Raw genomic sequence first — 15,728 nt, 5'->3', positions numbered from 1 at the left:
CTTGACTCATGTTTCTTGACTCTTGCTCCTTGACTCTTGCTTCTTGACTCATGCTCCTTGACTCTCGCTTCTAATGTGCAAACTGACTCTCATAAAGATGTCGGTAGAAGCCCCCCTGTTCAAGCAGACTTTCATGATTTCCCTGTTCGATCACCTTTCCATCTTTCATGACAAGGATCACATCTGCCTCCCGAATCGTAGACAGACGATGAGCAACAATAAACGTGGTTCTTCCTTCCATTAATTTAGCAAATGCCTGCTGAATTTTCAGCTCAGTTCTTGTATCAATGGATGAAGTTGCTTCATCCAGAATCAACATTGGCGGACGGCACAGCATGACTCTCGCAATACATAACAACTGCTTCTGTCCCTGTGACAGACCACCACCGTCTTCTGTGATCCATGTATCGTATCCCTTTGGAAGTCTGGAAATATAACTGTGGATGTGAGATGCTTTTGCAGCCTCAATGATCTCTTCCTCTGTCGCGTCCGGTCTTCCCATCGTAATATTCTCCCGGATTGTCCCTGTCTTAAGCCACGTATCCTGAAGAACCATACCATATCCTGCACGAAGACTTTTTCTCGTCACTTCCCGAATGTCAATATTTTCTACTTTGATCTGACCTCCCGTCACATCATAGAACCGCATCAGAAGATTGATCAGAGTCGTCTTGCCGCAGCCTGTCGGCCCGACGATCGCGATCTTTTGTCCCGGCTTCACATCCAGATTAAAATCTTCGATCAGCTTCTGCTCAGGAACATAAGAAAATGATACATCTTCGATCTTGACATTTCCATCAATGTCTTTCAGAACCACTGCCTGCTCCGGTTCCGGGATCTGTGGTTCTTCCTCAATCAGTTCAAACACTCTCTGAGCACATGCGATCGCATTCTGAAATTCCGTTACGACACCTGAAATTTCATTGAATGGCTTCGTATACTGGTTCGCATAACTTAAGAAACTCGACAACTGTCCTACTGTCAGTGATCCTCTTACCACCGCAAATGCTCCGGTAATCCCGACTCCCGTATACACAAGACTGTTGATGAATCGGGTGGAAGGATTCGTGATTGAGGAAAAGAACGTTGCTCTTAACGATGCCCTGTTCAGTCTTTCATTAATCTCATCAAACCGTTCTGTTACGTCTTCCCCTCTGCCAAATACCTGCACTACTTTCTGATTTCCGATCATTTCATCAATCAGCCCTGTCTGTTCTCCTCTGGTTTCAGACTGGATCTTAAACATACTGAAAGTTCTCTTTGCGATAAAATTCGCCACGAAAAATGACAGTGGAGTAATCAGTACAACAACTACCGTAATCTTTACATTAACCGAAAGCATAAAACAGAACGTTCCAAGGATCGTTGCCACGCCGGTAAATAACTGCGTAAATCCCATCAGCAATCCATCTGAAAACTGATCCACATCTGCAATCACACGGCTGACAACTTCTCCATATGCATGTCCGTCAATATATTTCAATGGAAGGATCTCAATTTTATGAAATGCTTCATTTCTGATATCTCTTACGATCTGATATGTCATTTTATTGTTGCATACATTCATCAGCCACTGTGCCAGTGCCGTTACAAGCGTACAGATCCCGATCTGAACCATCACACGCAATACCCCCGGAAAATCTACATTTCCTCTGCTGACGATAAAGTCAACTGCATGACCTGTCAGCTTTGGGATATACAGGGTCAGAGCAACTGATACCGTTGCAAGTAAAATGGAGAAAATCAGAAAAATTCTGTATTTTCCTAACCGTTCAAATACTTTTTTCAGAGTTGCCCCCTGATTTACTTTTTTCTTATTATTTCCTGATCGATCAGCCATTTGCTACTTCCTCCTTCGGGAACTGTGAGTAATAGATTTCCTGATAAACCGGACATCCCGCAAGTAATTCTTCATGCGTACCGATTCCTGCAACTGCACCGTCATCCAGTACAATGATCTGATCTGCATACTGAATGGAAGAAGCTCGCTGGGACACGATAAAGACAGTCGGATTTTCTTTCATGTCATGGATCGCCATCCGCAATGCCGCATCTGTCGCGAAATCAAGTGCCGATGCACTGTCATCTAAAATCAGGATTTCCGGCCGGCGTACCAATGCTCTCGCAATCGTAAGCCTCTGCTTCTGTCCACCGGAAAGATTTCTTCCCCCCTGCTCGATTCCAAATTCAAGTCTTCCCACTTTATTATCAACAAATTCTTTTGCCTGAGAGATCATCAGTGCTTCGTCCATCTCCTCTTCCGTTGCATCTTCTTTTCCCCAACGCAGATTATCTGCAATCGTTCCTTTAAAAAGAACTGCTTTCTGAAGAACCATACCAATATGATCCCTTAAATTCCCGGTATCATATTCTTTGATATTTTTACCAAAGATCTTTATCTCCCCTTTTGTTGCGTCATAACATCTCGGTATCATATTCACCAGTGAAGACTTTCCTGATCCCGTTCCTCCGATGATACCAATCGTCTGTCCTGCTTTTGCAGAGAAGGTAATATCTGAAAGTGATTCTCCTGCTGCCCCTTTGTAGGTCAGGGATACATGATCAAATTCCACTGCCGGAACAGCCGGGTTATCCACATTGACACCATCATTCCACAGAAGTTTTCCACTTTCCATGGATGGTTTTTCATCAAGAATGCTTTCGATCCGGTTTCCGCAGGCAACTGCCTTTGTGACAGAAATGATCAGATTTGCCAGTTTGACCAGCTCAATCAGGATCTGTGACATATAGTTCAGAAGAGCCACAACCTGTCCCTGGGTCAGATCTCCGATATTGACTCTCATCGCTCCGATATAGATCAGGACAATGATCGCACCATTGACGATCATATAGGTAAGTGGATTCATCAGGCCTGAAATCCGTCCAACAAACTTTTGTGCGTCGGTCAGCGTCTGATTTTCTTCCTCATAACGCTGAATCTCATCCTCTTCTTTATTAAACGCACGGATTACTCTCGCCCCTGTAAGATTCTCTCTGGTCGCAAGAAGCACGCTGTCCAAATTTGACTGTACCTTCTTATATAATGGCATCGTGACCAGCATGATTCCAAATACCACGACTGATAAAAGCGGAATTGTGACAACAAAAACCAGTGCGGCCTTTGTATCTACCGTAAATGCCATAATCATTGCACCAAATACAATAAAAGGAGACCGGAGAAACAGACGCAGTACCAGATTCACACCTGACTGCACCTGATTGATATCACTGGTCATCCTTGTGATCAGTGTCGATGTTCCCAATGTATCCATCTCTGTAAATGTAAACTTCTGGATATGTTCAAATAATGCATGCCGCACACCTGTCGCAAATCCAGAGGCTGCCTTTGCCGCAAAATACTGTGCTGTGATAGAGCAGACCAGCCCGATGATTCCCAGTGCGATCAACACAAAACACATCTTTACAATATAAGGTCTGTCTTTCTGTGCGATTCCCACATCGATCACTGCTGCCATAACCAGCGGCACAAAAAGTTCAAACGACGCCTCCAGCATCTTGAACAACGGAGCCAGTACTGACTCCTTCTTATAATCTTTCAAATGTACAAGTAACGATATCATCCTTTTTTCTCTCCACCCTTTCCGAGAACCTGCATTTTTCTCCCTCTTAGTATATACCGGGAAACAGAAAAAATCGGGCTTTATTCAAGCCCGATCTGTTCAACCTGTCTGCTGATCCGCATCGCTTTTGCATATGCCATCAGACGTTCCGTAGAACGCTTATCATACTTCTTATACTTTTCAATGATCAGATCAAAAATTTCTTTTGGTATATCATTCTTAAATCTTACACAATCACACACACTTCTGTCAATATCATATACCTTATAACTGCCATATTCCGTATTGAAAACTTTCTGATCTTCCTCAAATGCTTTCTCTGAAAAATAATGTCTGCATACATCAAAATTCATCTTCATCTTGTGACGGTCACTTCTCTTCGTCGCGATCGATAAAACCTGCGGTTCCACATCAATGAGTCCCATATAATAACAGGCACTGTCTGCACAGATCACTGCATTTTCATTCACGCGGGCTACCTCTACCGCCTTATAATCTTCCGGCTTACCATACGCATCACTGTTCACCCAGTAATGACCATGTGCGATCTTTTCAAGCTTTTCCTCTGCCGTCAACAGACCGATCTGTCGATTCGTCAATCCCTCTTTCATCAGATCTTCTGTATCGATATATCCTTTATATTTTTCTGAAATATTCCTAACTTTGTCATAAATAATCTGTCTCATAGCTAATTTTCCTCACTTCATGTACGTAATACTCTAAAGATGTCCTCTTATAATGTAAGAATAATTTTCCCCATAATCCTCATTGAACGTATTGTAACATCAATTTATTTTTTTTACAAGGCATGGATTTACCATATTTCGCACTTATTTTTTAACTATTTTTTACAAGAAGTGTTATAATATTATGATGTCAGGGTCAAAAGGTCTGAAACCACGTGTGCTTGCACACTGGTGGTAGAATGACCTTGAGACCCGCCCCGATATGAGCATAAAAGTGGGGCGTAAGCACCATGATATGCGAATAGTGGGTAGAATTGTGGGAGTGCGTAGCACGAAACAATCCGTTGGCATCATTGTTGGGGGCTTTTGACCCCAACATCATATTATCAAAAATATCATTACTAGGAGGATTTTACTACAATGGACATAAAGGAGAAAATTCATTCATTATCAGAGGATCTGCTCAAAAATATTGAACGTCTTGTTGTAATCAATTCGCAGCTCGGTACACCGGCTGAAGGGATGCCGTTCGGTCCAGGACCGGCAAAGGCCTTAGATGAGGCTCTCAGCATCGCCAGAGAGCTTGGTTTTAAAACGGTTAATCTTGATCATTACTGCGGTTATGCCGAAATGGGGGAAGGAGATGATATCGTCGGTATTGCCGGACATCTCGACATTGTTCCTGCCGGAGGTGACTGGACTTATGATCCATTTGCCCTTACCCGCAAGGGAGATTATGTATATGGCCGTGGAACGACCGATGACAAAGGCCCTGTTCTCGAAGCACTCTATGCCATGAAACTGCTTCGGGATTCCGGTATCAGACTCAATAAAAGAGTTCGCCTGATCATGGGCTGCAATGAAGAAACTGGTTCAAGATGTATGCAGCATTATAATAAAGTAGCTGAAGAATTATCCTGTGGATTTACACCGGATGCCAATTTTCCCTGCATTCACGGAGAAAAAGGACAGGTGACCATGACAGCTCATTCCCAAAATACCCGGATCATCTCTATGAATGGAGGATTCGTCTTTAATGCAGTATGTGATTTTTGCACAACGGTTATTCCTGCCGAAGATGGATTAAAGGAAAAACTGGAAGCAGCATTCTCTGAATCAGGACTTATACAATATCATCTTCACGAATCCGATGGTCTCATCCAGATCGACGCAAAGGGAGTATCTGCTCATGCCAGTATGCCTGCTCTTGGTGTCAATGCAGCCGGAGTTACCTTTGCCTGCCTTGCAAAAGCCGGCTTTGAAGATGATTTTGTCAGATTTTATAACTCTCATATTGGAACTGCCTGTGATGGCTCCGGACTTGACCTGAAATTCCAGGATGCTTATGGAGATCTCACATTATGCAATGGTATTGTCAAGACAGAAAATGGAGAAATTTCCTGCACTATCGACATCCGCTTTCCTGTCACATTAAGCACAGAGCAGATCTGTACCATGTGTCAGAACAGACTGGAAGACTCGGATGGATACATCGAAATCCAGAATCTGACTGAACCATTATTCTTCCCAAGAGAATCTCCTTTGGTTGAAGCATTATACAAAGCCTATACCGATGTAACCGGAGATACAGCAAATGAACCACTCGTCATCGGTGGAGGAACTTACGCAAAATCGCTCAAAAATATCATTGCATTCGGTCCTGAAAAACCGGGGATGGATTATCATATCCACGGAGCAGATGAATTTCTTCTTGTCCCGGAAATGGAAGAAGCTGTTCTTATTTATATGGAAGCAATCAAAAATCTGCTCGCCATTTAACAAAGGCTCTATATTTCTGATCAACGGAGGCTGATTTATGTCTACAAAAGATTTAAAAGAAAAAGGAACTCATTTCCTTCTTCTGACGGGCAGCACATTACTCATGGCTGTCGGTACTTATTTTTTCAAATTTACCAATAACTTTACATTTGGCGGAATCACCGGTCTGGCAGTCCTTATTGCTAAAACCGGTGTAATGTCCGCCGGTGATTTCAACCTGATCGCAAGTATGATCCTTCTGCTCATCGGAATGATCATACTTGGCAGAAAATTTGCCGCAACAACTGCTTATTGCAGCATCCTGCTTTCCGTCACGCTCTCTCTTCTGGAACGGATCTGTCCCATGACCCAGCCGCTGACGGATCAGCCTATGCTTGAATTATGCTTTGCGATCGCACTTCCCGCACTTGGATCTGCCGTTCTTTTTAATATTGGTTCGTCCAGTGGTGGAACCGACATTATTGCCATGATCCTGAAAAAATACTCCAGCTTTGATATTGGTCATGCTCTGCTTGCATCCGATATCCTGATCACGATTGCAGGTTTCTTCGTCTTCGACATTAAGACCGGTCTGTATTCTCTGCTAGGTCTGACGGTCCGGTCTTTTATGGTCGACAGCTTTATAGAAAGTCTGAATCTTTCCAAATATTTTAACGTTGTCTGCGATCACCCGGAAGTAATCTGCGATTTTATTGTACATACATTAAACCGAAGTGCCAGTGTATGCCATGCCAGAGGAGCTTATTCAGGTCAGGATAAATATATTATTTTGACAGCATTGAACCGTGCCCAGGCAGTGCAGTTGCGAAACTTTATCCGTCAGAATGAACCGACAGCATTTATCCTTATTTCCAATACAAGTGAGATCATCGGAAAAGGATTCCACAGTATCTGATCACTGGACTTTTTCCTTGATTTATGATAGGATAACACATATTTTTTTTACAGGAGGGAAAGACAGATTGAATAAAAAATTGAAAGTATTACTCTCGTACCTCGCAATTGTCCTCGGAGCATTGATGGCCAGTTTTTCTGTTGCCTGTATTCTGCTCCCCAATGATGCCATTGACTATGGGACTGCCGGTATTGCAATTCTTATCAGCAAAATGACCGGTTATTCACTTTCTCTTTGCGTTCTTTTTGTCTTTCTTCCTTTTCTGATCGCCGGCATTATCATGCTGGGAAAATATTTTTTTGCCAAGGCATTGATCGGATTTGCAGTCTATACACTTGGGCTTGCCTATTTTGAAAAAATCCCGTTTGAATTAAATACAGAACATTTTCTTGCAGTCGCATTTGGCGGTGCGATCCTTGGTATTGGGCTTTCCCTTATTCTAAGGAACGGAGGCTGTATTGACGGCTCTGAAATCTTCGCCAATATTGTTGTTCATCAGATTTACAACAAAACCGGAAAAGACTACAGTATTTCCTACATATTGATCGGATTTAATCTCATTGTATACCTTGCAGTCTTCGTACTCATCAGCCGGGATTCCGCCATGCTGAGTCTTCTGGTATACATTATTGCCACAGCAATTATCGATCATTTTACAGATCATTTCGAAGCCATCAAGCAGATCACGATCATCACCAAAGACCCTGACAGAATTATCCGGCAGATCAAAGAAGACCTCAATAAGACCTGTACGATCATCAATTCTTCCGGTGTCATTGCCGGAGAAAATAAAACTCTGATCTGCTATGTAAATTACTTTGAACTTCAGAAAGTAAAGACAATTATCTCTGAAAATAAGGGAACTTTCAGTACTGTTTCCACAATTGAAGAGATTCTCAGATAGTCTTTTTATAACATGAAAGGATATTAATTATGAATATTACCGTTTATCTCGGAGCTTTTCCCGGAAATGATCCTTCCTTTGAACTTGCAGTAAAAGAACTCGGCACCTGGATCGGCAAAAGCCACAATGCACTCATCTATGGCGGTTCAAAATCCGGTCTTATGGGCTTGATCGCAGAAAGCACCCTTCTTGCCGGAGGGGAAGTGATCGGTGTAGAGCCACAATTTTTTATAGACAGTGAACTCCAGCACGATGGATTAACCAGGCTCATTGTCACACAAGATATGGAAGAGCGAAAAGCGAAAATGATCGAACTTGGGGATGCTTTTATTGCATTTCCCGGTGGAACAGGAACATTGGAAGAAATTGCAGAGATCATTTCAAAGGTATCCTTAAAACAGCTTGATGCCCCCTGTATCCTCTATAACCTGAACGGTTACTACGATCACCTGAAAGCTCTTCTCGCTCTTATGATCGAAAAGGGACTGTCTTCTGAAGAACGGCAGGAAGGAATCTTTTTTGCTGAGAACCTGGAAGAAATCCGGCAGATTCTCAGTGGGAAATGATCGTATCTTATCGTTTTTTGTATAGAACCAGCTCCGGGCTGGTTCTATCGGCTTCATATGTGCAAATAAGGATGAAATCCATACCTGCAAGAACACCAAAATACCTGTCTCCTTCAAATTCTGATTCTGACTGAGTACCTAAATAAGTGGTCTGATCATCCAGAAATTTCACATTTCTTCCATTTGGCAGAGTATATTCAAGATTCACATACTTTCCGACAAGTGCATTTAACCTCGTGATCTCAGGCAGACCTTCTACATGGAGAGCGTTAATTTCCTTCAGTAACTTTTTCTTAAATTTTTCAAATTCTCCATGATCACTGAGTTCATCATATCTCTTCCAATAATCCAGCTTTGGAAGCAGTTCCTTCATATAAGAGCGAGCCTGTTCTTCTGTAAAATTATCCGTTACCATATTTTTAACGCAGACATTGATCAAATCCTCCATATCACTGTAAGTATATGTGCCATCCGCATAACACCACTTACAATAATCCTCATTGATCGATCCATCCTTGTCACGTCCTATCATCTCGTCATCTTCCAGTGGCATTCCACAACACTGGCAAATAAGCTTTCTTGGTGTACCTAAAAGTGTATTAATAGAAACATCAAACTCCTTTGATAAAAGTTTCAGAGTTTCTGTATTAGGAACTGTCTCACCATTCTCCCAACGGGACACCGCCTGCCTGGTAACCATTACTTTTCTCGCCAGTGCATCCTGAGATAAGCCCTTTTTCACCCGAAGCCCATAAATAATATCCTTTACTTCCATCGTATCCACCTCCGTTATTCGTTGTTATTATCATAACAGAATGAAGTCAGATGAGAAAGCAACTTGCGGTTGCTGAAAATCTTAATTGACCGAGCAGAGCGAGGGATGCTTCTTGAACGGAAGTTCAAGAAGATGGGTGATTCGACAATTTGAATTTGAACATTCATTAAAAGACGGCAAAAAGCTTGCCAAAGAAAAAATCCGAAAAATAGAATCCAACATTGATTCTATTTTTCGGATTTTGTTCTTTCCTCTTGGAGTAATTTTTTACTTTTAAGGAAGACTTTTTTCTACGCAGAGTCCACCCGAGGATGTCAAGTCATTGTCACAAAATTCTTTCAGTATCATTCCCATCAATTCCTGTGCAACACTTTCTGATTTAATTCTTATCAGATTATCCCACACATCTACTTTTCCTAACAGATTCATTCCTCCATCTCTTACTTCATCTGTCATATTTTTATGCCCTACCTTTCTATTCTTTATATAAGGCCTTGTATTTTTCGCGATTATTCGTTGCCTTTTGACATAGGTAATTTCAATGTCTTAAGAATAATATTTTCTCGATAGCAGAAAAATATGTCAGTTCCCAATCTACTAAAGAAGTTTTTCCAAAGCGTACTTTGCATCCTCAACCGTTGAATACAAACTTTGAACACCCGATGCATCTATCACGCTAAATTTATCTTTCGCTCTTAAATATTTAATCTTCCATTTACCAGCATTTGTGGATGATGTAAGTTCAATATGACAATCTACATCTTCCCAGCCTTTTGCCTGATTATATTTCACAGAAGCATTTGGGAGTTTTTTGAGCAGACAATACAATGCGTATGAATAATACTCCTCATTCCAACCATACAATCTAGTACTTCCCATGAGGAAAATATATTTCCCTTCAAATCTTACATATCTTTCACTTGCTCTGCCGTCAGTGTATTTATGCAATGAATCCATTATTTCCGGAACTGTAATAAAATACTTTCTCCAATCAGTTATACCAGCTACATCTCTGTCACATATCTTCTGTAAACTATCTGCAATATCATTTTGGTCAAATAATGGATCCTTAATAAGACTGAAAAACATCTTTCTTCTATTCTGATATGTTCCGTTTTTCTCATTGCTCTGAATTCTTAACAGACGTTTCCAACTTATATCTCTATCATTATCTATCAAAAAGCTAGAATTACTACTGTGGAATAATGTATAGTCACCCTTACACAGAAGAGCACGTCTTAATACATTTGCAATGTTTCTATTTATACCAACGTATTTATCATTCTTTCCTGCAATTGTAAATTCACCAAAAATCGACGAAAAAATGTTAAAGTATTTTTCAAAAAGACTTCTGTACTCCTGATCCGTAGCTGCATCCCACTTATCAACACAAGCATTTTTGAATTGCTTGTCTATTCCAGAAATCTCAAACAAGAAGCCAATCTGCCCGTTAAAATACTTATTATCTTCTGCCGCTATAACTAATTTTTCCCACTCAGGACTTCTAAGAATCAGTTTGGCTTTTAGGCATTCTTCATCGAAACAGTCACCATCAAAACCATGACCACTCCTGTCAGTCAGCTTATCCAGATAAGTTAGTATATCTCCACTTTCTGGCAACATCTTTCTAACACCTTTGCTAATAGCTCGAACATAATCATCGCCACCATTATAATTAGTTTCGCGGCTCAGAGTCATAACTACTCTCATCCAGTCAATAAGCTTTTCCTTAAATACATCTGGTGTAGAGATTAACGAATTATTCTGAATTATAAAGCCTAAATATGCATCCGCTTGTATTCTTGTCGAATACGAAATTCCAGATTTATTATCTGCTTTTTCAGTATCGTTATTTTCAATAATCCACTTAAAAAGTGCTTGCTCATCAAAATACTTATTTCCCTGAGCAAAAATCACTTGATTTTTCCCTGATGTCATTAAATCAAAAAGTTCAAATATCTTTACAAAAGAATCAGCAATCTTATGCCCATCCCATTTATCATTATATCCCTGAAATCTATTAATGAAATCAAGATGAGAGTATCCAATTACTTCCCTTATTTCTGCTCTGACTGGGTCGCGTCCTGATGCCGTCATATATGCTGCATACTCATTAATCATAAAGTTTGTAAAGAAATTCATTATTTTTTCATCATAAAGCTTTGTAGAATTATCCTTAACAAACTCCCAGAATACCTCTGACCATTCTCCATCTAATTTAGCTATATAATCATCTTTAGGTGTCCCAATCTCATCTGTAATATATTTAGAAAGCTTTGCCTTGAAATTCTCATAGTTTGTAAGATCTTTTCCTCTTGCATTCAATTTAATATAGATGCTGTCACCAAGATTATATTCACCAAGATCGAGAAAATAAAAATAAATGATATAGCTATCCTCATCATCGTCCGTCAGTTTTTCAAAGAAATCTTCATAATCTTCACCCTTGAAAATCTCATGAATAGAGTCAAGCATATTAAGCATCGCTTTAATTGTGGGATCATTAAGCCAAGAAGAACTGAACCAATTGTTATTCTTGATCTCCTCACTTATGCTTTCTACATCAGTTATTTTCTTGTCATCTCTGATAACAATAGTTTCATTAGTAAGACCTTTGCAAAAATCTCTTGAAGTAGTTCTGGTTTCATAAGTGAATTTTTTTATTCTTTTATTAGAACCTTTCTCAAATTTCTTACCCAATACAAGCATCAAGTATACATGTATCAAATACAATGTTGTGAGTCTCTGCTGTCCGTCTATCGGAATAAACGTGTTACCTTTTGTACTTCCATATACAAAATTTAAATCCAACGGCTCCTCATTTTTTAATGCATCCTTTATACTATTAAGGAAATTTTTTCTGATATCATTTACATTGTCTTTATCTCTACCTTGGGCATAGTCTCTCTGAATTACTGGTATTTCAATTTTCTTTTCGTCTAATAATTCCCAGAAAGTTATTCTTTCATTGCCATCCATTCCGAATTCCTCCTACTGTTCTTTTCTTGTCCCAGACAGATAATAGAAAATTTCATCGGCCATCTTGTCAAAATAATCTTTTCTGTCATTTTTATCCCACAAATACATCTGCGATACTGTCTTTGAATAGAATTTCAGAAACACATTCTTTGTGCAAAGTGGTATAAAACTTTCAACACCGCTCTTTTCAAGAATTTTATTTCTCTTAACAGGGAAAATATGATTTCTGTATCCTCTGTTCGTCCTCTGGTCAAGCAATGTTAAGTTAGATATCTCATTTATAGGCTTATTATCTATTCCTGTTTCTCCAGAGAAAAAAGCTATTACAGAATTATACATTTCATCGTATTCTGTAGCGTGCTCATCATCATAAAACTTGTTGTCTCTCACATCCTTAGCTTTTGTATACATTTCAAAAACTTTAGGATCTGATGCCACGCTTTCAATGTAAGGCCATGCACTATCAAGCCATTCCTCGCGTTCTTTCTTATTCTGAGCTCTTTCCGTCGTCACAGAATGGATATGTTCTATATCCCATTTTTGCTTCTGATATGAGTCAAACGGAAAACGAGGATCTGAATCTGTATTATTCTGCATTGAAATAACATTGAATAGCAACAGAATATTTCTAATCTTATCTTTGTCAATTTTCTTATCAGAATAGGATAATGATTTAAGATATTCCTCAACAACCTCATGTGTAAACGAAAAGTCTGTCTTATCCTTATCTTCAAAATCGATTTCATTAATAATGCGTTCTTTCAATTTGCACACAAATTCAGACTTAGTATGTGTTCTGTATAAATCACAGAGTTCTTCAAAATATGACTCTGTCTGATTCTCTTCTTTAGCTAAAAGAACACCTATAAGATGATACCACTCTCGGTTTTCATACCAATCTATGAACATATTGTAGTAACGCTCTATCTTACCCCAGAAGCTTTCCAAAAGTTCAGAATATGGCAGTGGTTTATCTGTCTTTTCATTCTCAAGATATTCCAATTCTCTACTGAAAATAATGAATGTATATGTATCTTTATTTAATTCTTCTTCATTCTCAACATAGAACTCCGGATTATTTCTTATACGATCCTTCACAATATCTTTAGCCATTATTCTAAAGATAAGTTCCATGTGGGTTTCTGATTTACTGAACTTGCCTGAACCTGTAAGGAATCGCCACAAGTCATCCCTCTGAAGCTTGGCTTCCATATTATCCCAGGCAGTACTGATTTTTATTTGACTGACCTTTATAACATCATCATTTTCGCCTTTATAATTATCCTGTTTAAGCAATAGGGCTTTTATCAGTTCGGCATTTGTGAGCTTGATTTTTCCCATATTAATATTTGTGAATATTATTTCTGGTTTAATATCCCCCTTTACTTCATACCAAATAAAACGGGTGTATGTTCTTATTTTCTCACGTATTTCTGCACCTATTGCTTTAAGATCATTTGCCTCTTCAAGCCATGCCTTTACAGTAAGATAAGCATTGGTAATATGATATGCATCTATATCATCAGAATTAATTTGAACATCATTATTAACATCTCCTAGTTCTTCCAGCCAATCGTGCATCTGAGGCTTATTCTGATAGTTCATCTGATATAATTGGGCTTTCTCTTTATAATATAATGGTCTCATAAATTAAGACACTTTTTCGGACAAATATTAATGAATCTGATATACTAAAATCAGTATGAAAGTGAGGATTCATCATTATGTCCAGACAAAGAAGAAACTTTAGTGCCAAATTTAAATCAGACCTGGTAATCGAGCTGCTTAAGGGCGAGAAAGATCTCAACACCCTTGCAACCGAGAATAACATCCAACCAAATCTGCTCCGCAATTGGAAGAAAGAATTCCTTAACAATGCCTCTGCAGTATTCGATGACAAGCGTCAGGAAAACCTCAAAGACAAGCTTGCTGAAGAACGCAAGGAAAAGGCGGAGTATGCGAAAAAGGTTGGTCAGTTAACCATGCAGGTTGACTGGCTCAAAAAAAAATCTGAAGAAATTTGTGGACCTGACTACGAGAGTAAGTTTAGTCCAAAACCTTTTGACTACTAAAGAAATCCCGGCATCTGTAGGAGCAAAACTGCTTGATATCAACCGTACAAGCATCTATTACAAGACTTCACCTGTATCAGACGAAGAACTGGCTTGTAAAGAGATTATCGACCATCTTCATACGGATAATCCAACCTGGGGTGCAAGGCAAATGTCTGCACAACTCAAAAACAGAGGTTATCATGTTGGGCGTCGTAAAGCACGCCGCTATATGAATGAGATGGATATTTACCCAATCTATCCTAAGATGAATCTTTCCAAGCGGATGCAACAGGCAAAGGGATGTCCTTATCTTCTTCGAAATGCCGTCATAGATGCACCAAATCAGGCGTGGTCTATTGACATTACATATATTCCAATCAGACACGGATTTCTGTATCTGACAGCTGTAATCGACTGGTACAGCCGTTGTATCGTAGGCTGGGAAGTCGATGATACCCTTGATACCAGAATGGTTATCAATGCTCTAAAAAAAGCATTTGCTGTGTCAAAACCACAGATTTTGAACTCTGATCAGGGTTGTCAGTTCACAAGTCAGAAATACATTGAATTTGTAAAAGAAAACGGTATCCGTCAGAGTATGGATGGAAAAAGCCGTTGGGCTGACAACATCATGATTGAGCGATGGTTCCGCAGCTTCAAGTATGAAGAAGCTTATCTGACGCTGTATAACAACATCAAGGATGCCAGAGTTGCTATTGGACGATATGTCCACACCTATAACTTTGAAAGATGCCATTCTGCCCTTGATTACAAAACACCGGCTGAATGTTACTACCCGGCAATGCTTTTGCCGTATGCAGCTTAATGCATATATGGATCTGGGGAGTGTTCCACTATCCTCCCCATGTTCCTTGTTACTTATCAACCATATCAGTTCATTATAAAAATCTTAGATTTTTGTCTTGACAACTGAGCCACTATATAAAGCATCTTTTCTATGCAAGTCAGAATAATAAATAATGTTGTAAGTCTCTGCTGTCCATCTATTACGACCCACCCATTTTCCTTATCCTCAGTCACTACAAGTGGCTGTAAGCAATAAAACTTTTTTTCATTATTCTTTTCATAATCAAATTCTTTTATATCATTTAACAGCTGCTGAACCTGTGATTCCTTCCAACGATATCCCCTCTGATAATTAGGAACATAAAACTGCATTCCTAAAGGCATTGATTTGCTAACTAAGAGTTCCTCAACTTTCTTAGTTCCCATACTATTGTTCGCCATAGTGTTTCCTCCTACACATTATTTGTCATTCCTCTTCACATAAGTCAGTTCAATATCATAACCCAATGCTTCCATCATCTGCACAAAGGTATTATTCACCACACCATTTGGCTTCTTGATCATACGATTCACATATGACTTTGTGGTCTGAATACCCTCAGCAATCTGTGCCTAGGTTGTTCCATTCTCTATACATTTTACTTTTACATCAACTTCAATATTGTTCTTAACCATACCAAATCCTCAAATATCAAGTTTCAC

15 protein-coding genes are annotated in these 15,728 nt (G+C 39.5%); 6 read left to right on the top strand and 9 right to left on the bottom strand.

Annotation, left to right across the window (positions count from 1 at the left end; all coding sequences use genetic code 11):
* Window positions 1-70: 70 nt before the first annotated feature.
* From NQ541_RS03190 to NQ541_RS13105, 4 genes are all read right to left on the bottom strand, one after another.
* On the bottom strand, window positions 71-1,840 hold the full coding sequence (locus NQ541_RS03190) for an ABC transporter ATP-binding protein (RefSeq protein WP_005613141.1): 1,770 nt from the start codon (window positions 1,838-1,840) through the stop codon (window positions 71-73).
* Entirely contained in the window at window positions 1,833-3,581 is a 1,749-nt protein-coding gene (locus NQ541_RS03185; protein WP_005613144.1) for an ABC transporter ATP-binding protein, read from the bottom strand. Before NQ541_RS03185 ends, NQ541_RS03190 begins: the two co-directional genes overlap by 8 nt.
* Before the next feature lie 80 nt (window positions 3,582-3,661).
* Window positions 3,662-4,267, bottom strand: coding sequence for a type IV toxin-antitoxin system AbiEi family antitoxin domain-containing protein (locus NQ541_RS03180; protein ID WP_005613147.1), 606 nt, complete (start codon window positions 4,265-4,267; stop codon window positions 3,662-3,664).
* Window positions 4,268-4,463: 196 nt separating this feature from the next.
* Complete coding sequence (locus tag NQ541_RS13105) at window positions 4,464-4,649, bottom strand: hypothetical protein (RefSeq protein WP_226979145.1); 186 nt, start codon at window positions 4,647-4,649, stop codon at window positions 4,464-4,466.
* Between the two features lie 38 nt (window positions 4,650-4,687).
* Between NQ541_RS13105 and NQ541_RS03170 the strand changes: the two genes are divergently transcribed.
* The 4 genes from NQ541_RS03170 to NQ541_RS03155 all read left to right on the top strand — a co-directional run bounded on the left by NQ541_RS03170 (window position 4,688) and on the right by NQ541_RS03155 (window position 8,411).
* Complete coding sequence (locus NQ541_RS03170) at window positions 4,688-6,046, top strand: M20 family metallopeptidase (protein WP_005609336.1); 1,359 nt, start codon at window positions 4,688-4,690, stop codon at window positions 6,044-6,046.
* Between the two features lie 37 nt (window positions 6,047-6,083).
* Window positions 6,084-6,941, top strand: a complete 858-nt coding sequence (locus NQ541_RS03165) for a YitT family protein (RefSeq protein ID WP_005609338.1) — start codon at window positions 6,084-6,086, stop codon at window positions 6,939-6,941.
* 67 nt (window positions 6,942-7,008) lie between these two features.
* Window positions 7,009-7,845, top strand: coding sequence for a YitT family protein (locus NQ541_RS03160; RefSeq protein ID WP_023923189.1), 837 nt, complete (start codon window positions 7,009-7,011; stop codon window positions 7,843-7,845).
* A 29-nt stretch (window positions 7,846-7,874) separates the two neighbouring features.
* On the top strand, window positions 7,875-8,411 hold the full coding sequence (locus tag NQ541_RS03155) for an LOG family protein (RefSeq protein WP_005609342.1): 537 nt from the start codon (window positions 7,875-7,877) through the stop codon (window positions 8,409-8,411).
* Between the two features lie 7 nt (window positions 8,412-8,418).
* On the opposite strand, the gene NQ541_RS03150 is transcribed toward NQ541_RS03155, so the two are convergent.
* From NQ541_RS03150 to NQ541_RS03135, 4 genes are all read right to left on the bottom strand, one after another.
* A complete protein-coding gene (locus NQ541_RS03150; RefSeq protein ID WP_005609344.1) occupies window positions 8,419-9,186 on the bottom strand; it encodes a zinc ribbon domain-containing protein in 768 nt (255 codons plus the stop codon).
* A 273-nt stretch (window positions 9,187-9,459) separates the two neighbouring features.
* The gene (locus NQ541_RS03145; RefSeq protein WP_005609347.1) at window positions 9,460-9,642 is read right to left on the bottom strand and encodes a phospholipase D-like domain-containing protein; all 183 of its coding nucleotides are present in this window, start codon (window positions 9,640-9,642) and stop codon (window positions 9,460-9,462) included.
* A gap of 141 nt (window positions 9,643-9,783) precedes the next feature.
* Complete coding sequence (locus tag NQ541_RS03140) at window positions 9,784-12,165, bottom strand: GmrSD restriction endonuclease domain-containing protein (RefSeq protein ID WP_005609349.1); 2,382 nt, start codon at window positions 12,163-12,165, stop codon at window positions 9,784-9,786.
* A 12-nt stretch (window positions 12,166-12,177) separates the two neighbouring features.
* A complete protein-coding gene (locus tag NQ541_RS03135) occupies window positions 12,178-13,812 on the bottom strand; it encodes a hypothetical protein (RefSeq protein ID WP_005609352.1) in 1,635 nt (544 codons plus the stop codon).
* Between the two features lie 77 nt (window positions 13,813-13,889).
* Between NQ541_RS03135 and NQ541_RS03130 the strand changes: the two genes are divergently transcribed.
* Window positions 13,890-14,237 (top strand): transposase, encoded by a 348-nt coding sequence (locus NQ541_RS03130; RefSeq protein ID WP_005609354.1) that lies wholly within the window; start codon window positions 13,890-13,892, stop codon window positions 14,235-14,237.
* A complete protein-coding gene (locus NQ541_RS03125; RefSeq protein WP_005609355.1) occupies window positions 14,227-15,045 on the top strand; it encodes an IS3 family transposase in 819 nt (272 codons plus the stop codon). Before NQ541_RS03130 ends, NQ541_RS03125 begins: the two co-directional genes overlap by 11 nt.
* 65 nt (window positions 15,046-15,110) lie before the next feature.
* Here NQ541_RS03125 and NQ541_RS03120 read toward each other — a convergent pair whose 3' ends face one another.
* The gene (locus tag NQ541_RS03120; RefSeq protein ID WP_005609357.1) at window positions 15,111-15,467 is read right to left on the bottom strand and encodes a DUF262 domain-containing protein; all 357 of its coding nucleotides are present in this window, start codon (window positions 15,465-15,467) and stop codon (window positions 15,111-15,113) included.
* Between the last annotated feature and the right edge of the window lie 261 nt (window positions 15,468-15,728).

Origin of the sequence: [Ruminococcus] lactaris ATCC 29176 (genome assembly GCF_025152405.1) — a bacterium.
Lineage (GTDB): Bacteria > Bacillota > Clostridia > Lachnospirales > Lachnospiraceae > Mediterraneibacter > Mediterraneibacter lactaris.
Note: the sequence above shows the minus strand (reverse complement) of the source record. Positions and strands in the feature narration are given on the sequence as shown.

Bases quoted from the DNA above. Each gene is read 5' to 3' on its own strand.
- NQ541_RS03130 (WP_005609354.1), top strand. From the start codon at position 13,890: ATGTCCAGACAAAGAAGAAACTTTAGTGCCAAATTTAAATCAGACCTG.
- NQ541_RS03190 (WP_005613141.1), bottom strand. From the start codon at position 1,840: ATGGCTGATCGATCAGGAAATAATAAGAAAAAAGTAAATCAGGGGGCA.
- NQ541_RS03140 (WP_005609349.1), bottom strand. From the start codon at position 12,165: ATGGATGGCAATGAAAGAATAACTTTCTGGGAATTATTAGACGAAAAG.
- NQ541_RS03145 (WP_005609347.1), bottom strand. From the start codon at position 9,642: ATGACAGATGAAGTAAGAGATGGAGGAATGAATCTGTTAGGAAAAGTA.
- NQ541_RS03185 (WP_005613144.1), bottom strand. From the start codon at position 3,581: ATGATATCGTTACTTGTACATTTGAAAGATTATAAGAAGGAGTCAGTA.
- NQ541_RS03135 (WP_005609352.1), bottom strand. From the start codon at position 13,812: ATGAGACCATTATATTATAAAGAGAAAGCCCAATTATATCAGATGAAC.
- NQ541_RS03150 (WP_005609344.1), bottom strand. From the start codon at position 9,186: ATGGAAGTAAAGGATATTATTTATGGGCTTCGGGTGAAAAAGGGCTTA.
- NQ541_RS03180 (WP_005613147.1), bottom strand. From the start codon at position 4,267: ATGAGACAGATTATTTATGACAAAGTTAGGAATATTTCAGAAAAATAT.
- NQ541_RS03120 (WP_005609357.1), bottom strand. From the start codon at position 15,467: ATGGCGAACAATAGTATGGGAACTAAGAAAGTTGAGGAACTCTTAGTT.
- NQ541_RS13105 (WP_226979145.1), bottom strand. From the start codon at position 4,649: ATGATGTTGGGGTCAAAAGCCCCCAACAATGATGCCAACGGATTGTTT.
- NQ541_RS03165 (WP_005609338.1), top strand. From the start codon at position 6,084: ATGTCTACAAAAGATTTAAAAGAAAAAGGAACTCATTTCCTTCTTCTG.
- NQ541_RS03170 (WP_005609336.1), top strand. From the start codon at position 4,688: ATGGACATAAAGGAGAAAATTCATTCATTATCAGAGGATCTGCTCAAA.
- NQ541_RS03155 (WP_005609342.1), top strand. From the start codon at position 7,875: ATGAATATTACCGTTTATCTCGGAGCTTTTCCCGGAAATGATCCTTCC.